Origin of the sequence: Paludibacter sp. 221 (assembly GCF_010501035.1) — a bacterium.
Classification (GTDB): Bacteria; Bacteroidota; Bacteroidia; order Bacteroidales; family Paludibacteraceae; genus QVMH01.
On record NZ_QVMH01000046.1, the window covers coordinates 16368 to 39131 of the forward strand.

Sequence of the window (22764 nt, forward strand, 5' to 3'; positions counted from 1 at the left end):
CTGCTCTTATTTTTCGGCTCACCGGACAAGGTCAAAAGAGTACCTATAACAGATTGAAGATACATTCGACATTTTTTGTCATGTACTGAGATAAATTCTATTGAAAACAAAAATGTTGTCATATAAAAAAACGATAGATTGCTGTAATCTACCGTTTTTTGGGGATTTTATAAACTTTCACCAAAATCTTCTTTGAATTTTGCCATCAATTTTTCGGGCCAATCGTTAACAGGTTCCAAACCTCCCATGAAGAAACGCAATACCGGTGGCTCGTAAACAAAGCGTAAGCCTCCAATAAGTTCCCTGTTATTATACAACCAAGTCATACGGTCTTCCACATACTTGATTTGCGATAATGTAAACACCCTTCGCGGAATAGCTAAACGCACCAATTCCATATCGGCATAAGTTTCGTTTCCATACTCATCACGTTGGTTCGAAACTGAACCACGCTCCATACCGCGAACTCCCGAAATAAGGAACAGAGCCGCCGCTAAAGCTCCTGCAGGGTATTGACTTTGCGGAATATGCGAGCAAATTTCCATTGCATTAACGTGTGCTCCCAACACTCCTGCCGGTTTTACTACCGGCACACCATTTTTATCCAACGCGTTTACAAGGTATTCGATAAAGCTGGGGCTTTGGCAAATAACCGTTTCATCCAAAGTTTCGTACAAACCTACAGCCATAGCTTCAATCTCGCGAACTGAAATTCCGCCATAAGTTAAAAATCCTTCGAACAAAGGCACCAATGCCTCCAAGTCACGATAGATTGTAATATCGTTAGTACAGATACCACCTCCGCGTGAAGAACTTAGTTTACGTGCCGAGAAATAAACAATATCGGCCGTATCGGTCATTGTTTTGATAATTTCGCCTAAAGAAGAATTCTGGAATTCTTTTTCACGTTTCAGCACCAAATAAGCATTTTCGCCCAATAAGCTGGCATCTAAAACCAAACGGATTCCATATTTATCGGCAATAGCACGAACATCACGCAAATTCTGTATAGAGAAAGGTTGTCCGCCTATCAGGTTGGTAGAAGCCTCCATACGGATAAATGGAATATTTTTGGCACCATGTACCTTTATAACTTCTTCCAGCTTCTCTATATTCATGTTTCCTTTGAAAGGATGGTCTGAATTTAGTTTATAAGCTTCGTCGTAAAGCAACTCTACTATTTTACCACCATACTGCGTAATGTGAGCCATAGTAGTGGTAAAGTGATAGTTCATCGGAATCAGGCTACCCTTGCGTACATAAGCATTGGTAATAATATTTTCGGCAGCGCGTCCTTGGTGAGCAGGAAGAAGGTATTTTTTTCCTAAAACATCTTCTACCGCTTTTTGCAAACGCACAAAACTTTGCGAACCGGCATAAGCATCGTCAGCCTGCATCATTGCAGCCATCTGATTGTCGCTCATAGCATTAGTTCCACTATCAGTTAACATGTCCAAAAAGACATCTTTCGTGCTTAAACGAAAAGTGTTAAATCCCCCTTCATACAATGCTTCTAAACGGCGTTCGATAGGGACTAAGTGTAATTTCTGTACCACACGAACTTTATGAAGCTCTAAAGGGATATTCTCTCCGTTATAAAATTTAATTTCTTGCATGGTTCAATATAAAATGAATATAATTTTTACAATTTATCTGAATAAATATACCAATGTCTTACAAAAACACATCAGAATGGATGCAAAGATAATTATTTTTTGAGTAAACGAAGTATGTTGAGAGAAAAATGCTCCTTTAAAACTTTTAAAAAAGACAATAATATATTCTCCTTTTTTTCCTTACTTTTGCACATCTATATTTTAGTTACAAAATAAAAATACTTAATTATGAATCATACGGTCAATATAGCATTACAAATACTTCCAACCTCATCAACCAAACACCCCTACTCGCTTGTAGACGAAGCTATAAAAGTGATAGCCGACTCGGGCCTTAAATACAAGGTCACTCCTTTCGAGACTGTTATCGAAGGAAATTACGATGACGTTATGCGAGTTGCCAAGCAAGCACAAGAGGCCTGCTACAACGCCGGAGCCGATAGCTTAATGGCTTATATAAAGATTCAAAGCTCCTCTAAAGATGTTAGTATCGAAGACAAGATGAAAAAATATGAGTAGTAATACTCGTGAGATAAAAGATGTTATATATTTGGTTGCATTACAGGGGATAAACTATGTAATGCCGCTTGTTGTTTTTCCGTATCTGATGGTAACGTTAGGTGCTGAAAAATTTGGATATATCGGATTTTCGGTATCTATCACTCAATACCTAATGCTTATTGTTGATTTTGGATTTAATTTTAGTGGAACAAAGCAGATTGCCATACACAAAAACAATCCGGAAAAGCTTCAAGAGATATTTTGGTCGATATTAATAGCTAAAATAGGGTTATTAATAATAAGTTTTATTTTTCTTTTAATCGTCGCCTTTGCAATCCCCCAATTTAAGATATATCAATCTACTTTGCTAATCTTTTTTCTTATGGTGGTTGCAAACACTTTTTCCTTCGTGTGGTTTTTTCAAGGTATTGGTAAAATCAGAATTATCTCCATTGTAAACATTATATCCAAGATACTGATTCTCCCACTGACTTTTCTTTTTGTTAACAAGCCTGACGATTACCATGCTGCAGCTTTAATTCAATCTTCTGTTTATATTTTAGGCTCGGCTATTACCATTTTTATTCTGATTTATAATAAGTACATCTATTCATGTAAGCGGCCAAAAAGAAAATCGGTATTGCATGAAATAAAATCAGCCTATCCTATTTTCTTGTCCAGTGTAGCCTCAAGCGTTTACGTTGCTCTATTTGCTATAATTTTAGGTTATTTTTCAACACCTGAAGAAGTGGGAAAATACACGGCTGCCGAAAAAATAGTCCGTTCGTGCTGCTATTTAGTATTTATACCTATTTCTCAAGCCTTTTTCCCGAAAATAAGCATTATGTCGAAAGAAGCTCCAGACAATGCAAGAAGGCTTATAAAAAAAATTGCATATATTGTAGCAGGGATAATGTTTGTAGTTGCTGTCATTCTTTTTTTCTTTTCAGACAAATTAATGATCTTTTTAGGCAAAGATTATATTGGAATAGATTTAATCTTTAAAATCATGGCAATTATACCTATGTTTGTAGCATTAGGAGGCATATTCGGTCAATTAGGCTTATTGGCCTTGGGCAACGAAAAAGATAAAAAGAACTATCAACGTACTTATTATATTGCTGCTATATTATCTGTTGTAATGATATTTGTTTTTATACCCAAATTATATTCGACAGGAGCATCTATAGCACTATTGATAACAGAAGTTATTGTTTTTATTGGTATTTTTGTGTCGTACGTAAAAAGAAAGCCTTAATATACTTTCTACTATACCGGTATTAATAACCAGAGAAGTATAAAAATCAAATTCGGATAATACAAACATTCATACATGGTAGACGTTTCTATTATTATTGTCAATTATAATACTGTAAATTTAATCGTAGATGCGATTAAATCCGTAATACAAATGACAATGGATATCAATTTTGAAGTTATTGTTGTTGACAATTGCTCTTCCGACAATTCAAAAGAAATACTCCAAAACGAGTTTCAAAATAAAATAAAACACATTGCTCTACCTGCTAACATTGGGTTTGGACGTGCTAATAATGAAGGAATAAAAATAGCACAGGGCAGGAATATTCTGTTTTTAAATCCAGATACCATTTTACTTAACAATGCGATTAAAATACTTTCTGACACATTAGATTCGGATGAGCAAATTGGCGCATGTGGTGGAAATTTGTATGATGAGAACAAAAAACCGACACATTCATATAGAATGATTTTTCCATCAATATATTGGGAAATAAATGATTTACTAAGCCGGATACCTGAAAAAATCATCTTGGGGAAAAATTCTGAATTTAATCATACATATAGAGAAAAAAAGGTTGCATACATTACCGGAGCCGATTTAATGATAAAAAAGTCGGTTATTGACCAAGTAGGCATATTTTCGCCTTTATTTTTCATGTATTATGAAGAAACTGATCTGTGTTTTAGAATAAAAAAAGCTAATTTTAATATAGTCTCTGTTCCTAATGCGAAAATTATCCACTTGGAAAGCAAAAGTTTTGCAAAAGAAACTATCAACACTACACAGATAAAAATGTCGGAAGAAAGTAGATGTACCTATTATAAAATACATTATTCTGCTTTATACAAAAAGATTGCTGATGCAATATATTCTATTCATATTCATTCGAGGATAATTATATTTTTTCTTTTTTACAAAAAAAAGTATATTTATTGGAAAACGGTATTAGACATTTTTAAAGCAGCAAAACAAAAATGTGATGGGAATCGAATTTAGCTATACTTACTCTATTCCATACATAATTTATTTTTTGTTCTTGTTATTGGTTCTATTTTATGAGTTTGAACTGATAAACAGGGGTAAAAGTGTAAATTCTGCCCGGATTTTATGCATTATAAGTTTTTTATTCTTCTTTGGACTCCGAGGGTTTATTTATACCGACTGGATTAACTATTATCCTTTTTTTGAAAATCTGCCAACCTTATGGAATGCTGACTTATTTTCCATAATTGCAAGCAGCCAATCAGATGAACTGATGGAAGTAGGGTTTAAAGTTTATTCAATACTTATAAAATCAATTTGTCCTGATTATCTTTTTTGGCAGTTTACTTCTACCCTTATTGATGTTGTCCTATTAAACTATATTTTCAAAAAACATTCAAAATATTATACATTAGGCTTTATTTTTTTCGTACTATTCGGAGGGCTTATTATTGAGATAAATTTATTACGAAACATTAAAGCCATTCTATTATTCATATATTCGATAAAATTTATCGAACAAAAAAAGTTCCTTCCCTATTTGTTAATCAATTTATTAGGGTTTACATTTCATTTTACGGCATTGTTATATATACCACTGTATTTTGTACTCAACAGAAGGTTTTTTATTTCCATATACTGGATTGTATTTATTGCTGGCAATATAGTATATCTGTTGCAAATTGAGTATATCCGCCCGATTGTATTAAGTATGGCAGACATAATCGGAGGTAAATTTCAGGAAGTTGCCGGAGCCTACTTGAGTCATGACGATTTCGGAAGCAGCTACGGTATTACAATAGGCTATATTGAACGTACTTTTTCTTATATTTTATTCTTCGCTAACTATAAAAGCATAGTCAGAAACAATCCTAAATATGGAGTGATATTTTTAAATTCATTTTTCATCTATTTTGTATGCTTCTCTTTCTTTGCAGAGGCATCTATCCTGACCGACCGGCTCACAATATTATTCGTATATTCATATTGGATATTATATCCGGAGATATTCTCCATTTTAAAAATAATATCGAATAAACTGATTTTTATTATCATCTTATCTTTATATGGTACCTTGAAATTAGGAATAGGCAATAATAACATTTTAAACAAATATGAAAATATAGTCTGGACAAAGAGTACTTATAACGATAAACTAAAAAATTATAACAAGCATAAAGATATAATTTTCAAAAGATAATTCGAATGAAAATTCTTTACGACCATCAAATTTTTTCGTACCAAAAATATGGAGGTGTTTCCAAGTATTTTTGTGAATTATTAGCTCATATTCCGAGAGAAGAATGGGACACTACAGTTGTCTTTTCGAATAACGAATATATAAATGAAAAAAAATTAATAAAAGTTAGGCATATCTTTCCGAATAAATGGTTTCGAGGACAAGGGCGACTTATGAATGAGCTGAACAAACCTTATTCTGCCTGGAAAATAAGAAAAGGAGAGTTTGATGTTTTTCATCAAACGCATTTTGAAACATACTGTTTGCCTTACCTGAAAGACAAGCCTATGGTTACCACCTTTCACGATATGAATTTTGACACTTACAACAAAAACGAATATCTTGTCAAAATTCAAAAAGAGTCGGTGGCAAGGGCAAATAAAATCATTGCGGTTAGTCACAATACAAAAAAGGATTTGGTGGAAATGTGGAATATTAATCCACAAAAAATAGAAGTAATACATCATGGAGTAGACGCTCCATTAAGCGATGCACTTATCGGCAACAGAATTGTTGAGCAACCATACATTTTATACGTTGGCAGAAGAGAAGGTTTCAAGAACTTCAGCCGGTTAGTAACAGCCTTTTCGATACTAAAAAAAAACAATGATACAATCAAGCTTGTTTGCACAAGCGAACCACTAACCAAAGAAGAAGTTGATTTTCTGAAAACTAATAATTTATACGATGACGTCATACACATTTCGGCTAATGAAAAAGCCTTAGCTAATTTATACAAACATGCCGAACTTTTTGTATATCCATCTATTTATGAGGGATTTGGGATGCCCATTCTCGAAGCAATGTCGTATGGATGCGCCACAGCCATTTCAAACACCAGTTGCTTTCCTGAAGTAGCAGGCGAAGCGGCTGCTTATTTCGACCCTCATAACGAAGAAGATATGGCCGCTACTATACTCAAATTATTAGAAGATAATGAATTAAAAAAATCTTATATCTGCAAAGGATACGAAAGAATCAAATTATTCACTTGGGAAAACACTGCCAAAAAACACATTGATGTTTACAAATCATTAATTTAAGGGTCATTATAGCATGTGTTGCAACACATAATTAGTGACAAATAACAACAGCCGCTTTTATCCATAGTGTACAACAAACTGAAATGAAGGACGTATTAGCCATTGTGGTATTATACAAAACACAGATTAACGAATCTAAGAGCATCAGGACGCTAAACGAATTGATGAACAGCTCCGATGATTTAGATAATATAGATTTACTTATTTACGACAATAGCCCTGTCTCGAATCAGGCGGCACCCTCATTCAATAAAATTAATTCGACATACGTATCCGACGGACACAATTCCGGATTGTCTACCGCTTACAATTATGGTATTTCGTTAGCCAAAAAGCTATCAAAAACATGGATTCTGCTTTTAGATCAAGATACCTGCTTAGAAACAACTTATCTCACCGAATTGAAAAACACTTTATATTCTGCAGTAAAGCCCGACACTGTAGCTATTGTTCCTAAACTGATAAAAGGAAAGAGACATTTGTCTCCTATAAAAAACCGTTCGGAGAGCAATATATGGTGGTTTCAACAAGACATAACACAGTCCGGATATTATTCCGGAGAATTTATTGTAGCATTCAATTCGGGTACCTTGCTCAATGTCAGTTTTATTGATTCTATTGGTGGTTTTTCTTCCAAATACTCTCTTGACAGGCTGGACTATTGGTACTTTTATCAAATATATTTACAAAAAAAGCAAATATATGTTTTGAACACAACAATGGAACATGATTTGTCGCTTCTGAATTACGATGAGTATATGACTGCCGACAGATATAAATCGATATTAAAATCGGAAATAAGTTTTGCTAACGAAATTGGATTTTATTGTGTCCTGTTGTATAAGTTATCACTTTTATTTCGTTTCTTTAAACAGTTATTTTTATTTAAAAAAAAGCAATATGCTTTCCTAACATTTAATCAACTTTGGAAATTTAGATAAATTATGGTTTCAGTCTGTTTAGCTACATACAACGGAGAGAAATATATCAAAGAACAGCTTCAATCCATACTCTCCCAAATTGGAGACGAAGATGAAGTTATCATCTCCGACGATGGTTCGATAGATAATACCCTTTCGATAATAGAAGGAATAAACGACGCAAGAATAAAACTGTTTCATAACACAGGTGAACATGGTTTTAGCAAAAACTTTGTGAATGCATTAAACCAAGCACAAGGAGAATATATTTTTTTATCCGATCAGGATGATGTTTGGCTCCCCGATAAATACGAAATCGTTTTACCTTTACTAAAAGAATACGATTTGGTTGTAACCAACTCGAGTGTTACCGATGAAAACCTGAATATAATAAAACCATCCTTTTTCAGTTATTATAATTCAGGGAAAGGAATTTTAAAAAACATAATATACAGTACTTATTATGGTTCGTGCATGGCTTTCAGAAAAACGGTTTTTGAGGATGCGTGTCCATTCCCCGAGTCGAAGGAAATCGGATTCGACGTATGGATTGGCTTAGTAGCCGAAATGACAGGGAAAGTTTTTTTTCTCGACAAGCCATTGTTGTTATACCGAAGACACAGTAATACTGTCACTTCCTCCGGAAATTTATTAAACCGAAGCAACCGAACTCTATTTCAGAAACTAAGAGGGAGAATAATCATGCTAAAACATGTTATTTCTTTCTATTTAAGATACAAATTCTCATGCAAAAAGGCTTAGTATCCATAATAACTCCACTATACAACGGAGAAAAATATGTTTCCCAAACTATCGAAAGTGTATTGGCTCAAACTTACACCGATTGGGAAATGATAGTTATTAACGATGGCTCGAAAGATAGCAGCGAAAAAATTGTAGAAGAGTACACAAAAAAGGACAATAGGATAAAACTCTTTTCGCAACCAAATGGAGGCTCTGCTTCAGCCCGCAACAACGGCATACGTAGAGCACAAGGTCAATACATAGCATTGCTGGATGCCGATGATGTGTGGGAACCTTTTTTTCTGGAATCGCAGCTAACACTGATGAAAGAAAAAAACGCCCTGTTGGTTTATGGCTCGCACAAACGTATCGACGAGAACAACAATGAGTGTTTAAAACCCTTCATAGTACCCGAAAAAGTAACTTACAGAGATTTGCTCAAAACCTGTTCCATATCATGCCTTACCGGAGTATACGATATATCGGTACATGGCAAAATATACTTTAATGAAGAACTGAGAAGCCTGCGCGACGACCATCTTTACTGGCTCGAAATTCTGAAAAAAACAGGTATTGCTTATGGCAATCAAAACATTATAGCTTCGTATCGGATTTTAGGAAACTCAGTCTCCCGAAACAAGAAAAAGGTAATTATCCCACAATTCAAGATTTACTATAAGTGGGAAAAACTTGGGTTAATCCCCAGTTTATACTATCTTGCCAACTGGGCTATTAACGGATTTGTAAAATATCGTAAGTAGAGTTTTTTATGAAACAATATGACTTTTTGATTGTCGGAAGTGGTTTATTTGGGGCTGTTTTTGCATATAAAGCTATGCAACAGGGAAAATCCTGCTTGGTTATAGACAAACGCAACCATGTGGGAGGAAACACTTACTGCGATAAAGTAGAAGATATAAACATCCATACCTATGGCGCACATATCTTTCACACCTCAGATGCTGAAGTCTGGAAGTTTGTAAACCAATTCGTTAAGTTTAATCACTTCGTAAACAGTCCTATCGCTAATTATAAAGGCGAACTTTATAATCTGCCTTTCAACATGAACACCTTTTACCAGCTATGGAAGGTAAAGACTCCTAAAGAAGCCGAAGATAAAATAAAAGAACAGCAGGGGCAATATGCTGATATTGACCCGAAAAATCTTGAAGAACAGGCTCTGAAACTCGCTGGAAAAGATATTTACCAAAAACTGATAAAAGAATATACCGAAAAGCAATGGGGTTGCAATGCAAAAGACCTTCCTGCTTTTATCATTAAGCGGCTACCTTTTCGCTTTACTTTCGACAACAATTATTTCAACGACACATATCAGGGTATTCCCATAGGAGGATACAACCCCCTGACGGAAAAGCTATTAAAAGGAGCTGACATTTTACTGAATACCGATTTTTTTGCAAATAGGGACGAACTAAAAAACAAGGCCAAAACGATAGTCTATACAGGGATGCTCGATACCTATTTTGATTACTGCTACGGAAACTTAGAATACCGGAGCTTGAAATTTGAAACTGAAACGTTGGATACAGACAATTTTCAGGGGAATGCTGTTATCAACTATACCGATGCCGAAACTCCTTTTACAAGAATTATCGAACACAAACATTTTGAATTCGGCAGCCAGCCAAGAACTGTTATAACAAAAGAATACCCACAGAAGTGGGATAAAACAAAAGAAGCATACTACCCTATAAACAACGAAAAAAACGACAGTCTTGCAGAAAAATATAAAGACCTTGCCGGCAAAGAAAAAAACGTAATTTTCGGAGGCAGGCTTGCCGATTACAAATACTACGATATGGACAAGGTCATCCGGCTTGCATTAGATACTGCAAACAAATACCTGAACAAATAGGACACTTTTTTACTTCCGGCATATAAAAGAACAATGGATATTACATCAAATAACATTACATTCCTCATACCTCCGGCAATTGACGGTAACCCGCCGGCCGAACGCACATCGGGTTGTACACGTGTGGTATATGCAACACCTAACATATATGAATTGACCGTAGCTGCCGTATTAGAAGAAAAAGGATACAAAAACATTCAATACAAAGATTTTGTTTACGACAAAGGTACACGGGAAGATCTGATAAACTTCTTGAAAAAAGACAAAAGCCTCATTTACTATATATGGACAGTAAACCTATCACTGGAGAATGATTTGCTTGTTTTAGAGTTGATCAGACAATATTCGCCCGGAACTTTTGTTGTGTTTTTAGGGCCCGGAGCCACTTTTTATACAAAAAAATGCTTGAAAAGCGAGTGGGATATTGTTGTCAGAGGCGAACCCGATTTAACGGTTGGTGAGCTAACAGATGCCTTAAGCAACAATAGCGATTGGAGCTCTATCGAGGGGATTTCTTTTCTTAAAGATGGTAAGATCGTAAATAACAAGCCACGTGCACTAATAAAGGATTTGGACACCCTGCCTTTCCCTGCACGTCATTTTGTCAAGGATAAGACATACCGTAACCCAAAACTCAAAGTCACGCCATACACTACAATGGTTACATCGCGAAACTGTCCATACAAGTGTATATATTGCGTACCAAGTTCGCTTACTTTTGCCCGCGAGATAGAGTATAGAAACGAGAATAATAAAAAGCCACCTATATCTTTCCGTTCAGTCGAAAGCGTAGGAGAAGAACTAAAACTGCTTCATGAGCAAGGCTATAAGGCTATCGGGTTCATGGACGATGAATTTATCTGGAACGAAAAAAGAACGCTCCCTATATGCGAATTGCTGAAAAAATACGACTTCAAATGGGGTTGTCAGGCACGAGTTGATGCCATTACCGAGAACACAGCTAAAGCATTGGGAGAATCGGGCTGTTTGTATGTGGATTTGGGGGTGGAGTCGTTTAACGACGAGATTCTAAAATACATCAAAAAAGGCATTACAAGTGAGCAAATATACGAATCCATCCGGTTGCTAAAAAAATATAAAGTCCCTGTAAAATTAAACATACTTATAGGCACAAGCCCACTCGAAACACGAGAAACGCTGAAAGACACCTTGCGCAAAGCTAAAAAACTGAAAGTAGACCAGATAATGTTCAACATAGTGTCACCTTTTCCGGGTACTGAGTTTTATCAGATGGCAAAAGACAATGGCTGGATTGAAACGCCAACCGGCGATTACATTCCCACCGACGTACAACGGACATCTATCCTGTCTTATCCGCATTTATCAGCCAAAGAGATGGAAAAAATACTATATCGTAGCAACTTACAGTATTTTTTCTCTCCGTATTTCATTTTCAGCCAGATGAAACGGTTTAAGAGCTGGAAAGAATTTACATATGCTCTAAAAGTATTGAAAAACAAATTATTCGGTTAGCCCTGATGAATATATCCATTATTATAATTACATGGAACCAGCTTCCCGTTCTGCAAACCAGCCTTACATCGTTAGAAGAAACGATGCAGCGCAAAGATGTGGAACTTATTGTAGTTGATAATGGCTCGAAAGACAACACTATCGAATTTTTGAATACTAAATACCCTGAAATAAAAACAATAGGGCTGAGCGAGAATAAAGGTGTTGCCTTTGCACGCAACAGGGGACTGGAAATAGCTACCGGAAAATACTTGTTCATACTGGATAATGACACCGTAGTATCCAAAGAAGCTATCGAAGGCATGGAATCATTTATGGACAACCACCCTGAAGCCGGAATGTGTGGCGTTAAGCTGGTAGATGGCAACGGCAATGTACAAGAGAGCGGCCGCAAATATCCGGGATTGAAAGAAAAGGTAGCCAACATTCTGAAAGGTAAAGAATACCGTTACTCTTATAGCGAGGAAACGCGCTCTAATGTATTTGAGCCTGTGTATCTAATTGGTGCATGTCAATTTGTACGCCGCGAGGCATACGAGCAAGTGGGAACTATAGACGAACACATTTTTTATGGCCCCGAAGACGCAGATTTCTGCATCCGGATAAAAAACGCCGGATGGCACATATATTACTTGCCTCAATACTCCATCACCCACCTATGCCAGCGAATGACAAATAAGAAATTGTTCTCCAAAATGGCATTAAAACATACTTTGGCATTATTTTATTTTTACCGGAAACATAAGAGATTTTTTTAGCAAAATAATTTTTATACCAAAAACATACAGAAATTCAATACAAAGCAATATCTTTGTAAAAAAACACAAATCCGGTATTTTATGAATTTCAGCATTACACAAATAGCAAGTGCCTTCATGGTATTTTTTCCTATAATTGACATTTTAGGCTCAATTCCTATCGTACTGAAAATAAAGGAAAAAGACAAAATAAATGCTTTTCAGACTTGTACTGTTGCTTTTATTATCCTTGTTGTTTTTTTATTTGCAGGCAACTGGATACTCGATCTGTTCAACGTAAATATTGAATCGTTTGCGGTGGCGGGAGCATTGGTCATTTTTATATATGCTATAGAAATGCTCCTCGATATTGAGATATTCAAAAATAAAGGCCCGGAAGGGAGTGCCTCTATTGTGCCCTTAGCATTTCCGCTGATTGCAGGTCCGGGAGTCTTTACCACATCCCTGTCGATGAAAGCAAGCTACGATGTAGAAAATATTATTATAGGACTTCTTTTAAATATTATCTTCGTTTTCATCGTACTTAAATCGACTGATAAAATCGAAAAAATATTCGGGCAAGGAGGTATTTATATTATCCGTAAATTCTTTGGGATTATCCTGTTAGCTTTCTCTGTTAAACTGTTTGCCGAAAACCTAAGTTCGCTGCTACACTAATCAGGCAATACTTCAACTAACAACTCTTTTTGGCATGAGATACCATATTGGTTGGTAACACATACCAATATTTTTTTCTGCTCCGAAGAATCGAACCAAACAACACTTATAGCATTCCCGCTATTCTTAACAACCAGTCCGCCTTCCACTTTCCATTGTATATTCAATGGAGTGCTATTGTCGATATAATATACCGGAGGTAAGTCTGTTTGGGGTACACTCTCAGTTCCTATTATATTATACGGAAGCGAGTGGGCAGAAACACAGGAGTATAGAAAATCGCTTGACTCATCCAGAATTACTGTCATATTATCATTATATGCTCCATCCTCGTCCACTTGCGGCTCGTGTCCGCAGCCTTCGAAAGGAACATACTTTACAGGCATATTATGCTCACTCATATGGCTGTAAATAGAAGCAGAACCATGAATTTTCCACGAATCAGCTATTTTATTATAAATATGGTTATTCAAAGCATCCTGAAATGGCAAACCCGACTCGCAATACACTATATCATCACTCGTACCATGAAACAAAAGAACCGGAATATCAACATCCCGCTCGTCAATAATCCCCACATCTACTACCCCGCCCCACATGGATATCAACCCCGCGATATTAAACTTATCCGTATCCGAATTGCTGGCCTGATGATACATCCCTAAATCACTGCGGTCTATTCTTCTGTCCACGCTTTTAAAAATCTCATCTTCATCCATGAATGTCGTATTCAAGGCTATGATAGCACCTGCACTGCTCCCGCTCAAATATATTTGCTCCGGGTCAATTCTTAATTCTTCAGCATGGTCTATCAAATACCTCAATGCACTGCGCGTATCTTTCATCCCGCGATAAATTGTTTTTTCGATAGCCCCCGTACCCCATATGGTACTTCCCAACCGATAATTAATAGAAGCAACAACATACCCCCTACGTACCCAATCATCGGTCAAAGCGTTCTGCAACAAACACTGCTTATCGCCAAAGAAAAAAGCCCCTCCGTGTATGAACAACACCAGCGGGCGTTTCGTCAAACTATCATTTTCAGGCTCATATACATCCAGATGTAAAGGCACTTCCACCCTTCTGCCGGTAGCCCTTTTTAGCCCCGCCATTATCACACCCCGTATCTGCTCCATATCCTTATTCGGGATAGTATCTACTCCATACGAAGTGTAATAACCCATTGCCTTACCATACTGAATGTCGCAATGCGAAACTATATTTTCAAAAACAGGCTCTTTAAACCGCTGCTTACATTCGAGGTGGTCAACCCGCATGTCCGAATATTTGAGTTTTATTTTACCCCTTTTAATGCCTAAATCAGGATTTTTTTTAACCGATATTATTAACTGCTGCGACAAACTCTTTACCGAAGCCTCTGCCGTATAAACACGGTTATCAATAATGAAATCAATATTTCCAAAAATATCAGCATTGTACGAGAATGTATCAACCACTGCCTTACCTTCGTAAATAAATCCAAATCCCGGCATATTATCCACAGCACCATCTTCACGGATAAGATATAAAGTACGCCCGTCAGCTAATTGCCCTTTCAATATGCTATTTGCTGGAAAAACAGCATAATCAACTTTTCGCTTACCGCACGAAGTAAAAACAAATAAAGCTAACAACGAGAATATAAGAAATGCGTTAAGAAAACAAGATTTCCTGCCTGCTAAAATGCCCTTTAATTCCAACATAGAAAGATAAGTTAAAAAAAAACACTACAGCTAAGTAGTTACATGAAATTAGTTGCGAGTAACAAACCTTACTTTCTCATAATTGAGAACATATGACATCTAATTTCAATGTAATACTTCAATATCTAAAACATGTAACAAAAATAGCAACTACTTCTGAAAAAAAGGAAAAGACAAATGAATATCTCACATTTTTTAAACAAATACTTATTAACCTGAGTTCTGGATAATATTTTTCTATAAAAAGAACGTTACTCTAAGGCATGTCGATTCTGGTCAATATGAAATTATTGTTCAGAATTTTCATACGTAAATTATAGTTGTGCTCCCCACTGTCAGAGAGCGTTATACGATATTTTTCTTTAATAAAAACAAAAGAGAATAAAGCACTTATCGAACGATAAATGCAGGAAAAGTCCTTCGGCATTATATGTAAACAGCTGAGAGTATTAAAATTTTAGGTTCAAGATTAGTTAAGTAATCTTGAACCTTGATTTATCATAACTGTGTTTTTTGATGTTATGATACAAAGGTAAAATATTAAGAGACTTGTTTAATGAATGGAATATAATTTTGTCTCGTTATTGTCCCGATTAAAAAGCAAAAACAGCAAGAAACTTACTGTTTCTTACTGTTTATCAATAATTTAATCTATAAAGTGCGGCTGAAGGGACTCGAACCCCCACGCCTCTCGGCACTAGATCCTAAGTCTAGCGCGGCTACCAATTACGCCACAGCCGCATGTGGTTTGCGGGTGCAAAGATAAATACTTTTTTCTATTATACAATACTCTTGCACAAAAAAATATAATTATTGCCGCCATGTTTTAGCCAAACGTTTCTCAGAACTAAGAAATGATTCATCTATCCAGTCATTATGCGATACCCGTAATGGGTTTATATCAATTCCACCCCTACGTGTGTACATTGCTGCAATCATCAATTTATCTGGCTGAAACGCATCTTGAAAACGTTTATATATCATTTCTACAACTTCCTCGTGAAAATGATTCTCCTTACGAAATGACACAAGATAACTAATAACCGAAAGTAAATCAATATCACAACCGGAGATAATATGTACAAACAAATCACCCCAGTCGGGCTGATTCGTTACTCTACAATTTGAGCGCAGTATGTCCGTCCGGAATTTATATTCCCGAGGTTGATTTGTCTTTGTACTTTGCAGTAATTCAGGTGATTCTTCAAAATGACTGAAAATGACATTTTCCAATTCTTCTTCGGGTATGAAGTTTCGAATATCCTCAAATTCGGGGAAAGCTATATCTTCTTCACTCTCTCTGTCGAAAAAAGCTAATTCTATTGACGTTTCCAAGAGCCGTTCCAAATCCGCTTTTATTATTCCTTTTACTCGTTCTTCTGATTCAGAAATACCTGCTTCAAACCGCTCCATATTGAAGGAATTGAGGTATAGCTTAAGCGATTTCGACTCTACCAGATAAGGGCTGTCAGCAGGGTATATAAGTTTGATGATTCGAGAAACAGGAAAGCCATTTTTAGTCAGAAAAGAAAACTCATAACAGTTCCAAACATCTACACCTACAAAAGGGAGAGAGAACTCCGATATGCCGTATTTCTCCCTGTTTTCGGAGCGGGGAATACGAAAAAGAAGAGAGGCATCGTATCTCTCAGGATTTGATGCCTGCTTTCCTAATAAAGTATCGTTTATATCAAAATTCATTTTCCAATATGTTACAAAAGGTCTACATAAAAAACAATATTATCCTATTTTTATAGGAGCACATTTTTTTGCTAGCCAGTCTCTTTCCTCTTCGCTAAGCGCAGGCGACAAACTATCGTAAACCATTGAATGATAACCATTTAACCACTCTATTTCTTTTTCACCAAGCATCTCTATATCAATCAGTTGCTGGTCGATAGGGAACAATGTTAACGTTTCAAACTTAAGGAACTGTCCGAATTCTGTTTTCTCAGCAGGCACCACCAATATCAGGTTTTCGATACGGATACCATATTCGTTTGCACGATACAAGCCGGGCTCGTTCGATGTAATCATTCCCAACTGTAGAGTGGTTGAATTTTCGTCCATACGGATGCTTTGAGGCCCTTCGTGTACATTCAGGAAGTGCCCGATACCGTGTCCTGTACCATGCCCATAATTTACACCTAAATCCCACATTGCTTTGCGTGCCAGAATATCCAGTTGAGAACCACGCGTACCTACAGGAAAAATAGCAGTAGCAAGGTTGATATGTCCTTTAAGCACTAATGTAAAATCAATTATTTGCTGTATGGTAGGTGTTCCCATTGCCACTGTACGGGTAATATCTGTTGTTCCGTCAAAGAACTGCCCTCCCGAATCCAACAGCAAAAGGTTTTCTTCTTTTATCACAAAATTCGACTCCGGCGTTGCCCTGTAATGCACAATTGCACCATGAGCCGCATATCCTGCTATAGTGTCAAAACTTTCTCCTACAAACAACTCTTGTTCGGCACGGAAATCACGTAACTTATTCGAAATCGACATTTCCGACAATTCCCCTTTCTTTACATTTTCTTCGAGCCATTTAAAGAATCTTGTGAGCGCTACGCCATCCTTCACCATTGCATTACGAACTCCCTTTATTTCTGTCTCGTTTTTAATGCTTTTAAGTTTGAATACCGGCGACATAGTGTTGCGCACAACACATCCTTGAGGTATTGCCTCGAACAGTGACCGGTTTAACTTAGCTCCGTCGATAAGCACAGCTTTAGAACTTGGAATTTCGTTGATATATTCATATATATCAAGATAAGAAGCAGTTTCTACTCCCTGAGCCTTCAGATATTCTTTTCCTTCGGCAGGTATTTTTTCCGGCTCAATAAACAAAGTAGCCTTTTCGTCGCTTACCAACGCATAAGCTATCACTACGGGATTGAAACTTACATCGTTTCCACGAATATTAAAAAGCCATGCAATATCATCAAGTGCCGACATGACAAACACATTGGCATGCGCTTTTTTCAATTCGGCGCGGAGTGTATTTAATTTTTCCTTTGCCGATTTGCCATTATATTTGGTATCAAACACAAAAAACGGATTTGATGGTAAAGCAGGACGGCCGTTCCAAACCATATCTATCAGGTCGATTGAAACTAATTCAATACCACTCATACCCAGTTCGGCTTTCATCGAGCTGTATGCGTTGGCCGAAAACATTTGAGGGTTGACCCCTACCTTATCCCCTGCCTTTAGCTCCACCGACAGCCACGGAATAATCTCCAAAGTTTCGGGAAGCCCCTGTTTCATCAGTTCAATACCAGTACCTTTCAGCTGTTCTGCCCCCTGCAAAAAATAACGTGAATCAGTCCAAAGTCCGGCTTTAGTCAATGTAAGAGCCACCGTTCCTGCCGAACCGGTAAACCCTGAAATCCACTCACGTTCTTTCCAATAGTCAGCAATATATTCGCTTGCATGCGGGTCTGTTCCGGGAATAATGTATGCTGCGATACTATTCTTTTTCATTACATCGTGCAATGCCGATAGCCTCTCTGGTATTTGTTTCATAATATTTTATTTTATAGTTTATATGTAGTTACAAGTATTTAGTTACGAGTCTCATTATCTGATAGGTTTGGAGAAGCTAATTACCGAACAAAATAAGGTAATAAGGTTATTATTGTCAAACTATATCAGTTACTAAGGTTGTTGGCAGAAAATAAGGTTTTTATCAAGTACCTTATTTTACATTACTCCTGCTGCTCCCGCTGCCGCACGAATCTTTCGTGTGGCTTTTAAGACCATCTTCTATCCTACCACGCGAAAGATTCGCGCGGTAGCGAAGGCATAAGTTACGCTCTGCTATGCTTGTGCCAATGATGTTTTTTTAAGGGGCTTTGCCCCTGTAACCCCACTTCATTTTTGCCTTGATGCAAAAACGAAGCAAAAAAATCAAGACTCTGCCCGCTTCGCACGAAAAATTAGCGTTTGCCGGCTAAAATCTTCCAAACTCGCTNACGAAAAATTAGCGTTTGTCGGCTAAAATCTTCCAAACTCGCTCCTCACGTCGCTCAAACAGGGAAGATTTTTTAACGCCGACTGCTCTTATTTTTCGGCTCACCGGACAAGGTCGGTCGGGCGAAGAAAAAGAATTTAGGTGCTAAAACAGACATTCATTTTAAGATATATCCGAAAAGCTGTTATGTCAAAAGCAATTTGCTCTCACGAGCAACCACCTTACCACGCAAAAGATTCGCGCGGTAGCGGAGCACAAGTTGCGCCAATGATGTGTAATAAAGTCCAAACATATACACTCCGTTAGGAGTGAAAGTTTGGTAAAACAATATCTTTAAATATAAGCAGGCGTGCCGTAGGTACGCCAGACAATTTGATAATCCACATATTACCAAACTTATGCTCCTACGGAGCTTTTGATTTACACATCACTGGCGCAAGTTTAGTGTAGCGTAACTTGTGCCGAAAACGCATGCAGTTTAAAACTGCAAAATATACAACTACAAGTCATAGATTTACGCTAAATATGCATATATTTAGGTGCAGAGCACCGCAATATCTTGAATCAAATAAGTTTAAACAGTTTCGATTATTGTATATTATAATTCAAGTTACGTTTATTCTTGCTTTCTTCCTTCTTTTCAAATACTTTTCTGAAATACTTTTTACCCAGCCCCACCCTTTTCGAGTAAGATTCAAATGTATCTTTTTCAATATCAAAATCACTCTCCCATATACCACGGGGCGAGATATTGATATAGGTTTGTTCTGCTACCGAGATTTGGTCGTTTGTCTCCTTTATCAGGTCGTTACGGTCGGGTGCCAAACACACAATATCCCGTTCGGCACACGATTGTTTTACCAACTGTATAACCCTGTCGTAATCCTCATAAATTTCAGTCCACGAAAAATTATTGTATTCCGAATTACCCATTTCTACAATCGGCCTCATTTGGATTATATCGAAACTATACTTTCCAAACACATCAAAGAAACTACTTAATTCTTGTAAGTTATCCTTGTTTATCGTATAGTTTATTCGTATTTTAAAATCAGGATATTTCTTTTTTATCTCGCTCAATATATTCAATACATTACAAAAAGCCTCGTACGATGCTCCTGTCATAAAATACTCATACGTTTCTTTCGTTACCCCGTGAAGCGAAAGGGTAATCTCATTAAGCCCTGCTTCGACAAAGCTCCACAGGTCTTCTTCGGTAAAAAGCACCCCATTTGTAGTCATGGATATATAGGGTACCTTCTTCGATTTAGCGAGAAGTATCAGTTCTCTGTTGTATTTAAAAAGCGACGGCTCGGCTCCACAGCCAATTTGCACTTTCAGAGCCCTGTGAAAAAAAGCACCGGCTATAGTTTGCAATTGTTCGATACTGAACTTGCCTTTTAATGTTTTTCTTTTCTCCTCGTCGCTAAAATAGCACATTTTACAACGCAGGTTACAGGCTAAAACCGGATCGAGAAAAATCCCAACATATCTTTTGCCGAATATATGGAGAAAATATATTCCCAGATTTTTGAGTCGTCTGCTCTGAATATAGCGGTTCAACTTCAGCAAATAATAAACTTTATTCATCTTAAGCACATCGTCTTAATTAGTTTTTATTTTGTGCCACATAAGTTTAGTTAGTTCACACATAGGGCTTTTGTTTTCAAACACGGAGATACCAAGACACGGTGTTAATTATTAATTATTAATGTTTAATTATTATTCCCATTTAGCGGATTTATCCTTTGCTCTCTTTTTATTTTATCAGGCGAAATATTTTTCGTCTCTACAGATATTTTATACTTGTAGCTACTAACTGCTAACTGCTAACTTATAGTAGTCCTATGTGAGCTAAATAATATAAGTGAATTTGTAGTAAATATTTAGAGCTTGTCTAAATTTAAAATAAAAGCCCAAATAACGGTGCTCTGCACCTTTTGAAGCAATTAAGATATTCAGCTACAACTATAACGCAACTCTGTCGCTTATTGCTCTTTCAGGTGCGTAGCACCGATAATATTTGTAGCAAACAAATGCAATTATATTGAAGGTGCAGAGCACCGAAACATTTAAACTAAACAAATTTAGACAACCTATTAAAAATATTGCTTCCTGCATGTGTTTTAAAAAAGCATGCTGTAATAAACACTTAGCTATCAATGTAAAGACCTTATTTTTTTGCATTAAACCTTAGTAATAGTGACAGAGAGCAGTAACCCCAACCTTATTACCTTATTTCTTCTCTGTTATTCAATAAGCTAATAAGGTTTAGTTTTACGAAACATTGAAGTTACTAAGGTTTATTTCTGAAAATAGGGTTTCATTGTCAGGATAACCTATTGATAAAAAACAATACATCGGCATACTTTTTAAAACACATGCTACTTTCTTTTGCAAAGATAATGTTTTCAATAAAAAAGTCCCATTCTCTTTTTTATTGAATGGGACTTTTATATCTTTTTAATGATGTAGCAGATTAAAACCCGCTATACAGCATATTTATTTTCATTGGCCTGTTTGGGTCTTTTCCACTGCGGATGGTTACCCCATTCATCAGCACCTGCTGTTTTATTGCACTTACGCTTGTTGTGCCCGAAGATGAATTTGTTGACAAGGTAACCCTTACAGGCACCAACACCATTTCGAGTTCGGCATCTTCGTCAGGAATGTTTATTTTTCCATCATCATCTTTCAGGTCGTAAGTAATGTATTTTGCAATATCAAATACATAGCACGAATCCGTTGATGAATATGCACTATATACAATACCGGCAGTGTCGGGCGGAAGAGAATTTTCTGTGAAAAATTTATCAACTTCTTCTTTTGCCATCAGCAGCATATTGGCAGGAACGGGAAGCGGCAGGTCTGATCCAGTATTCTTAGCCTCCACAGCCTCCACCCTAAGTTTTGCGCTGTTCACAATCAAGTTTTTGTTATATCCTACCGACTGTTGCATACTTTCTACAATCCGGCGTATAGGAATGTTTACCTGAGCATACATATTGGCCGGCGACGAGATATAATGTATCTCGGGATGTTGCGAAAGATGATTTTTTATCTCGGTAGTATCCGGATGCTGAAAACGGTTGACCTGTGTCACACTGCTATTGGCAGGCATAAGGATTGTGTTATAAAACGTTGTGTCATTACCGTTAACTTTTGCATCATAGCGGTAACGAAGGTATAAGTTCATTGAGCCTTCCCGCACATAAATCATCGTTTCGTGTCCAAAATTAGAGGTAATATATACACCTTTAAACTTGTCAAGAAAGTCCTCGTGACTTTCATAAGTCTTAACTATTTCAAATATGTCTCTTGTAAAATCATCCGATAATTTTATCCCTATCGTAGCCGAGTCGCTGGCTGCAAACACATTGCGCCCTAATATGGGGTTAGCAAAATCAACATAATCTTCGGGCTTTATATCGCTTGGATAAAATTTATCATATTCAAATGTCGACTTCGTCATCTCGTAAGCACTAATCTCCATACTTGCATCTTTGTTTCCAAACCAGCTCTGATACGATAAAGTGATGTAAGCCGAGTCAGCCACTGCACCTTCGGGAAAGCGGAAAACATTCGGATTTTCGTCCACATCAAAAGGAGCGTCGAATTGGGTTAGGATATCAGCATGTGTAGAGCCATAGCGCGAATCATAAAAAGTCCCTATCAGAAAAGAGTCAGGACGGTTGTACATCTTCTCTACAAACAGGTTTTCTGTAGAAACGTAAAATGTATCAGTTTTTATTATTATTTTGTCACCTTCGGGCTGAATAGCTGTCCCCATGTCAGTCACATCATCTTTACACGAAACAAATGGAAGTAGTACCAACAGGAACAAGATGGAGAAGTGAGATAATTTCATATTATATATATAGTATAATCTATCAATTTTTCAGGGCACATAGTTACGCATATATTTACAAAAACGGTATATGTATAAAAGATAATTTTAAGATTTTATTATTTTTTATATAAAACCATA

General features: G+C 36.7%; 18 protein-coding genes and 1 tRNA gene. 12 read left to right on the forward strand and 7 right to left on the reverse strand.

The window, feature by feature from the left end; all coding sequences use genetic code 11:
- Positions 1-167: 167 nt before the first annotated feature.
- Positions 168-1616: a tryptophanase gene (locus tag D0T49_RS10060; RefSeq protein ID WP_163630986.1), complete on the reverse strand. Its 1449-nt coding sequence runs from the start codon at positions 1614-1616 to the stop codon at positions 168-170.
- A gap of 228 nt (positions 1617-1844) precedes the next feature.
- Here D0T49_RS10060 and D0T49_RS10065 point away from each other — a divergent pair, with 228 nt between their 5' ends.
- The 12 genes from D0T49_RS10065 (at position 1845) to D0T49_RS10120 (ending at position 13094) form a co-directional block, all read left to right on the forward strand.
- Positions 1845-2135, forward strand: coding sequence for a thiamine-binding protein (locus D0T49_RS10065; RefSeq protein ID WP_163630988.1), 291 nt, complete (start codon positions 1845-1847; stop codon positions 2133-2135).
- Complete coding sequence (locus tag D0T49_RS10070; protein WP_163630990.1) at positions 2128-3375, forward strand: flippase; 1248 nt, start codon at positions 2128-2130, stop codon at positions 3373-3375. The genes D0T49_RS10065 and D0T49_RS10070 overlap by 8 nt, the downstream gene beginning before the upstream one ends.
- 75 nt (positions 3376-3450) lie before the next feature.
- Positions 3451-4377, forward strand: coding sequence for a glycosyltransferase family 2 protein (locus D0T49_RS10075; protein ID WP_163630992.1), 927 nt, complete (start codon positions 3451-3453; stop codon positions 4375-4377).
- Positions 4361-5563 carry an EpsG family protein gene (locus tag D0T49_RS10080; RefSeq protein ID WP_163630994.1) on the forward strand — a complete coding sequence of 401 codons (1203 nt, stop codon included), beginning with the start codon at positions 4361-4363 and terminating at the stop codon, positions 5561-5563. The genes D0T49_RS10075 and D0T49_RS10080 overlap by 17 nt, the downstream gene beginning before the upstream one ends.
- A 5-nt stretch (positions 5564-5568) precedes the next feature.
- Positions 5569-6645, forward strand: a complete 1077-nt coding sequence (locus tag D0T49_RS10085; protein WP_163630996.1) for a glycosyltransferase family 1 protein — start codon at positions 5569-5571, stop codon at positions 6643-6645.
- An 83-nt stretch (positions 6646-6728) separates the two neighbouring features.
- Entirely contained in the window at positions 6729-7586 is an 858-nt protein-coding gene (locus tag D0T49_RS10090; RefSeq protein ID WP_163630998.1) for a glycosyltransferase, read from the forward strand.
- 3 nt (positions 7587-7589) lie between these two features.
- Positions 7590-8327: a glycosyltransferase family 2 protein gene (locus tag D0T49_RS10095; protein ID WP_163631000.1), complete on the forward strand. Its 738-nt coding sequence runs from the start codon at positions 7590-7592 to the stop codon at positions 8325-8327.
- Positions 8312-9070: a glycosyltransferase family 2 protein gene (locus D0T49_RS10100; RefSeq protein ID WP_163631002.1), complete on the forward strand. Its 759-nt coding sequence runs from the start codon at positions 8312-8314 to the stop codon at positions 9068-9070. Before D0T49_RS10095 ends, D0T49_RS10100 begins: the two co-directional genes overlap by 16 nt.
- Positions 9071-9078: 8 nt before the next feature.
- A complete protein-coding gene (gene glf / locus D0T49_RS10105; protein ID WP_163631004.1) occupies positions 9079-10185 on the forward strand; it encodes a UDP-galactopyranose mutase in 1107 nt (368 codons plus the stop codon).
- Between the two features lie 33 nt (positions 10186-10218).
- Positions 10219-11679: a radical SAM protein gene (locus D0T49_RS10110; RefSeq protein ID WP_163631006.1), complete on the forward strand. Its 1461-nt coding sequence runs from the start codon at positions 10219-10221 to the stop codon at positions 11677-11679.
- Between the two features lie 5 nt (positions 11680-11684).
- Positions 11685-12437: a glycosyltransferase family 2 protein gene (locus D0T49_RS10115; protein ID WP_163631008.1), complete on the forward strand. Its 753-nt coding sequence runs from the start codon at positions 11685-11687 to the stop codon at positions 12435-12437.
- Positions 12438-12518: 81 nt separating this feature from the next.
- On the forward strand, positions 12519-13094 hold the full coding sequence (locus D0T49_RS10120) for a MarC family protein (protein ID WP_163631010.1): 576 nt from the start codon (positions 12519-12521) through the stop codon (positions 13092-13094).
- On the opposite strand, the gene D0T49_RS10125 is transcribed toward D0T49_RS10120, so the two are convergent.
- The 6 genes from D0T49_RS10125 to D0T49_RS10150 all read right to left on the reverse strand — a co-directional run bounded on the left by D0T49_RS10125 (position 13091) and on the right by D0T49_RS10150 (position 22644).
- Complete coding sequence (locus D0T49_RS10125; protein ID WP_163631012.1) at positions 13091-14800, reverse strand: alpha/beta hydrolase; 1710 nt, start codon at positions 14798-14800, stop codon at positions 13091-13093. The two genes, D0T49_RS10120 and D0T49_RS10125, sit on opposite strands and share 4 nt — an antisense overlap.
- Before the next feature lie 659 nt (positions 14801-15459).
- Positions 15460-15541 (reverse strand) — tRNA-Leu (locus D0T49_RS10130).
- Positions 15542-15610: 69 nt separating this feature from the next.
- Complete coding sequence (locus D0T49_RS10135; RefSeq protein ID WP_163631014.1) at positions 15611-16501, reverse strand: NADPH-dependent 7-cyano-7-deazaguanine reductase QueF; 891 nt, start codon at positions 16499-16501, stop codon at positions 15611-15613.
- Positions 16502-16540: 39 nt separating this feature from the next.
- Positions 16541-18331, reverse strand: a complete 1791-nt coding sequence (locus D0T49_RS10140) for an aminopeptidase P family protein (RefSeq protein ID WP_370519665.1) — start codon at positions 18329-18331, stop codon at positions 16541-16543.
- Between the two features lie 1033 nt (positions 18332-19364).
- Positions 19365-20366 (reverse strand): radical SAM protein, encoded by a 1002-nt coding sequence (locus tag D0T49_RS10145; RefSeq protein WP_163631019.1) that lies wholly within the window; start codon positions 20364-20366, stop codon positions 19365-19367.
- An 889-nt stretch (positions 20367-21255) separates the two neighbouring features.
- Positions 21256-22644 carry a DUF4270 domain-containing protein gene (locus D0T49_RS10150; RefSeq protein WP_163631021.1) on the reverse strand — a complete coding sequence of 463 codons (1389 nt, stop codon included), beginning with the start codon at positions 22642-22644 and terminating at the stop codon, positions 21256-21258.
- Between the last annotated feature and the right edge of the window lie 120 nt (positions 22645-22764).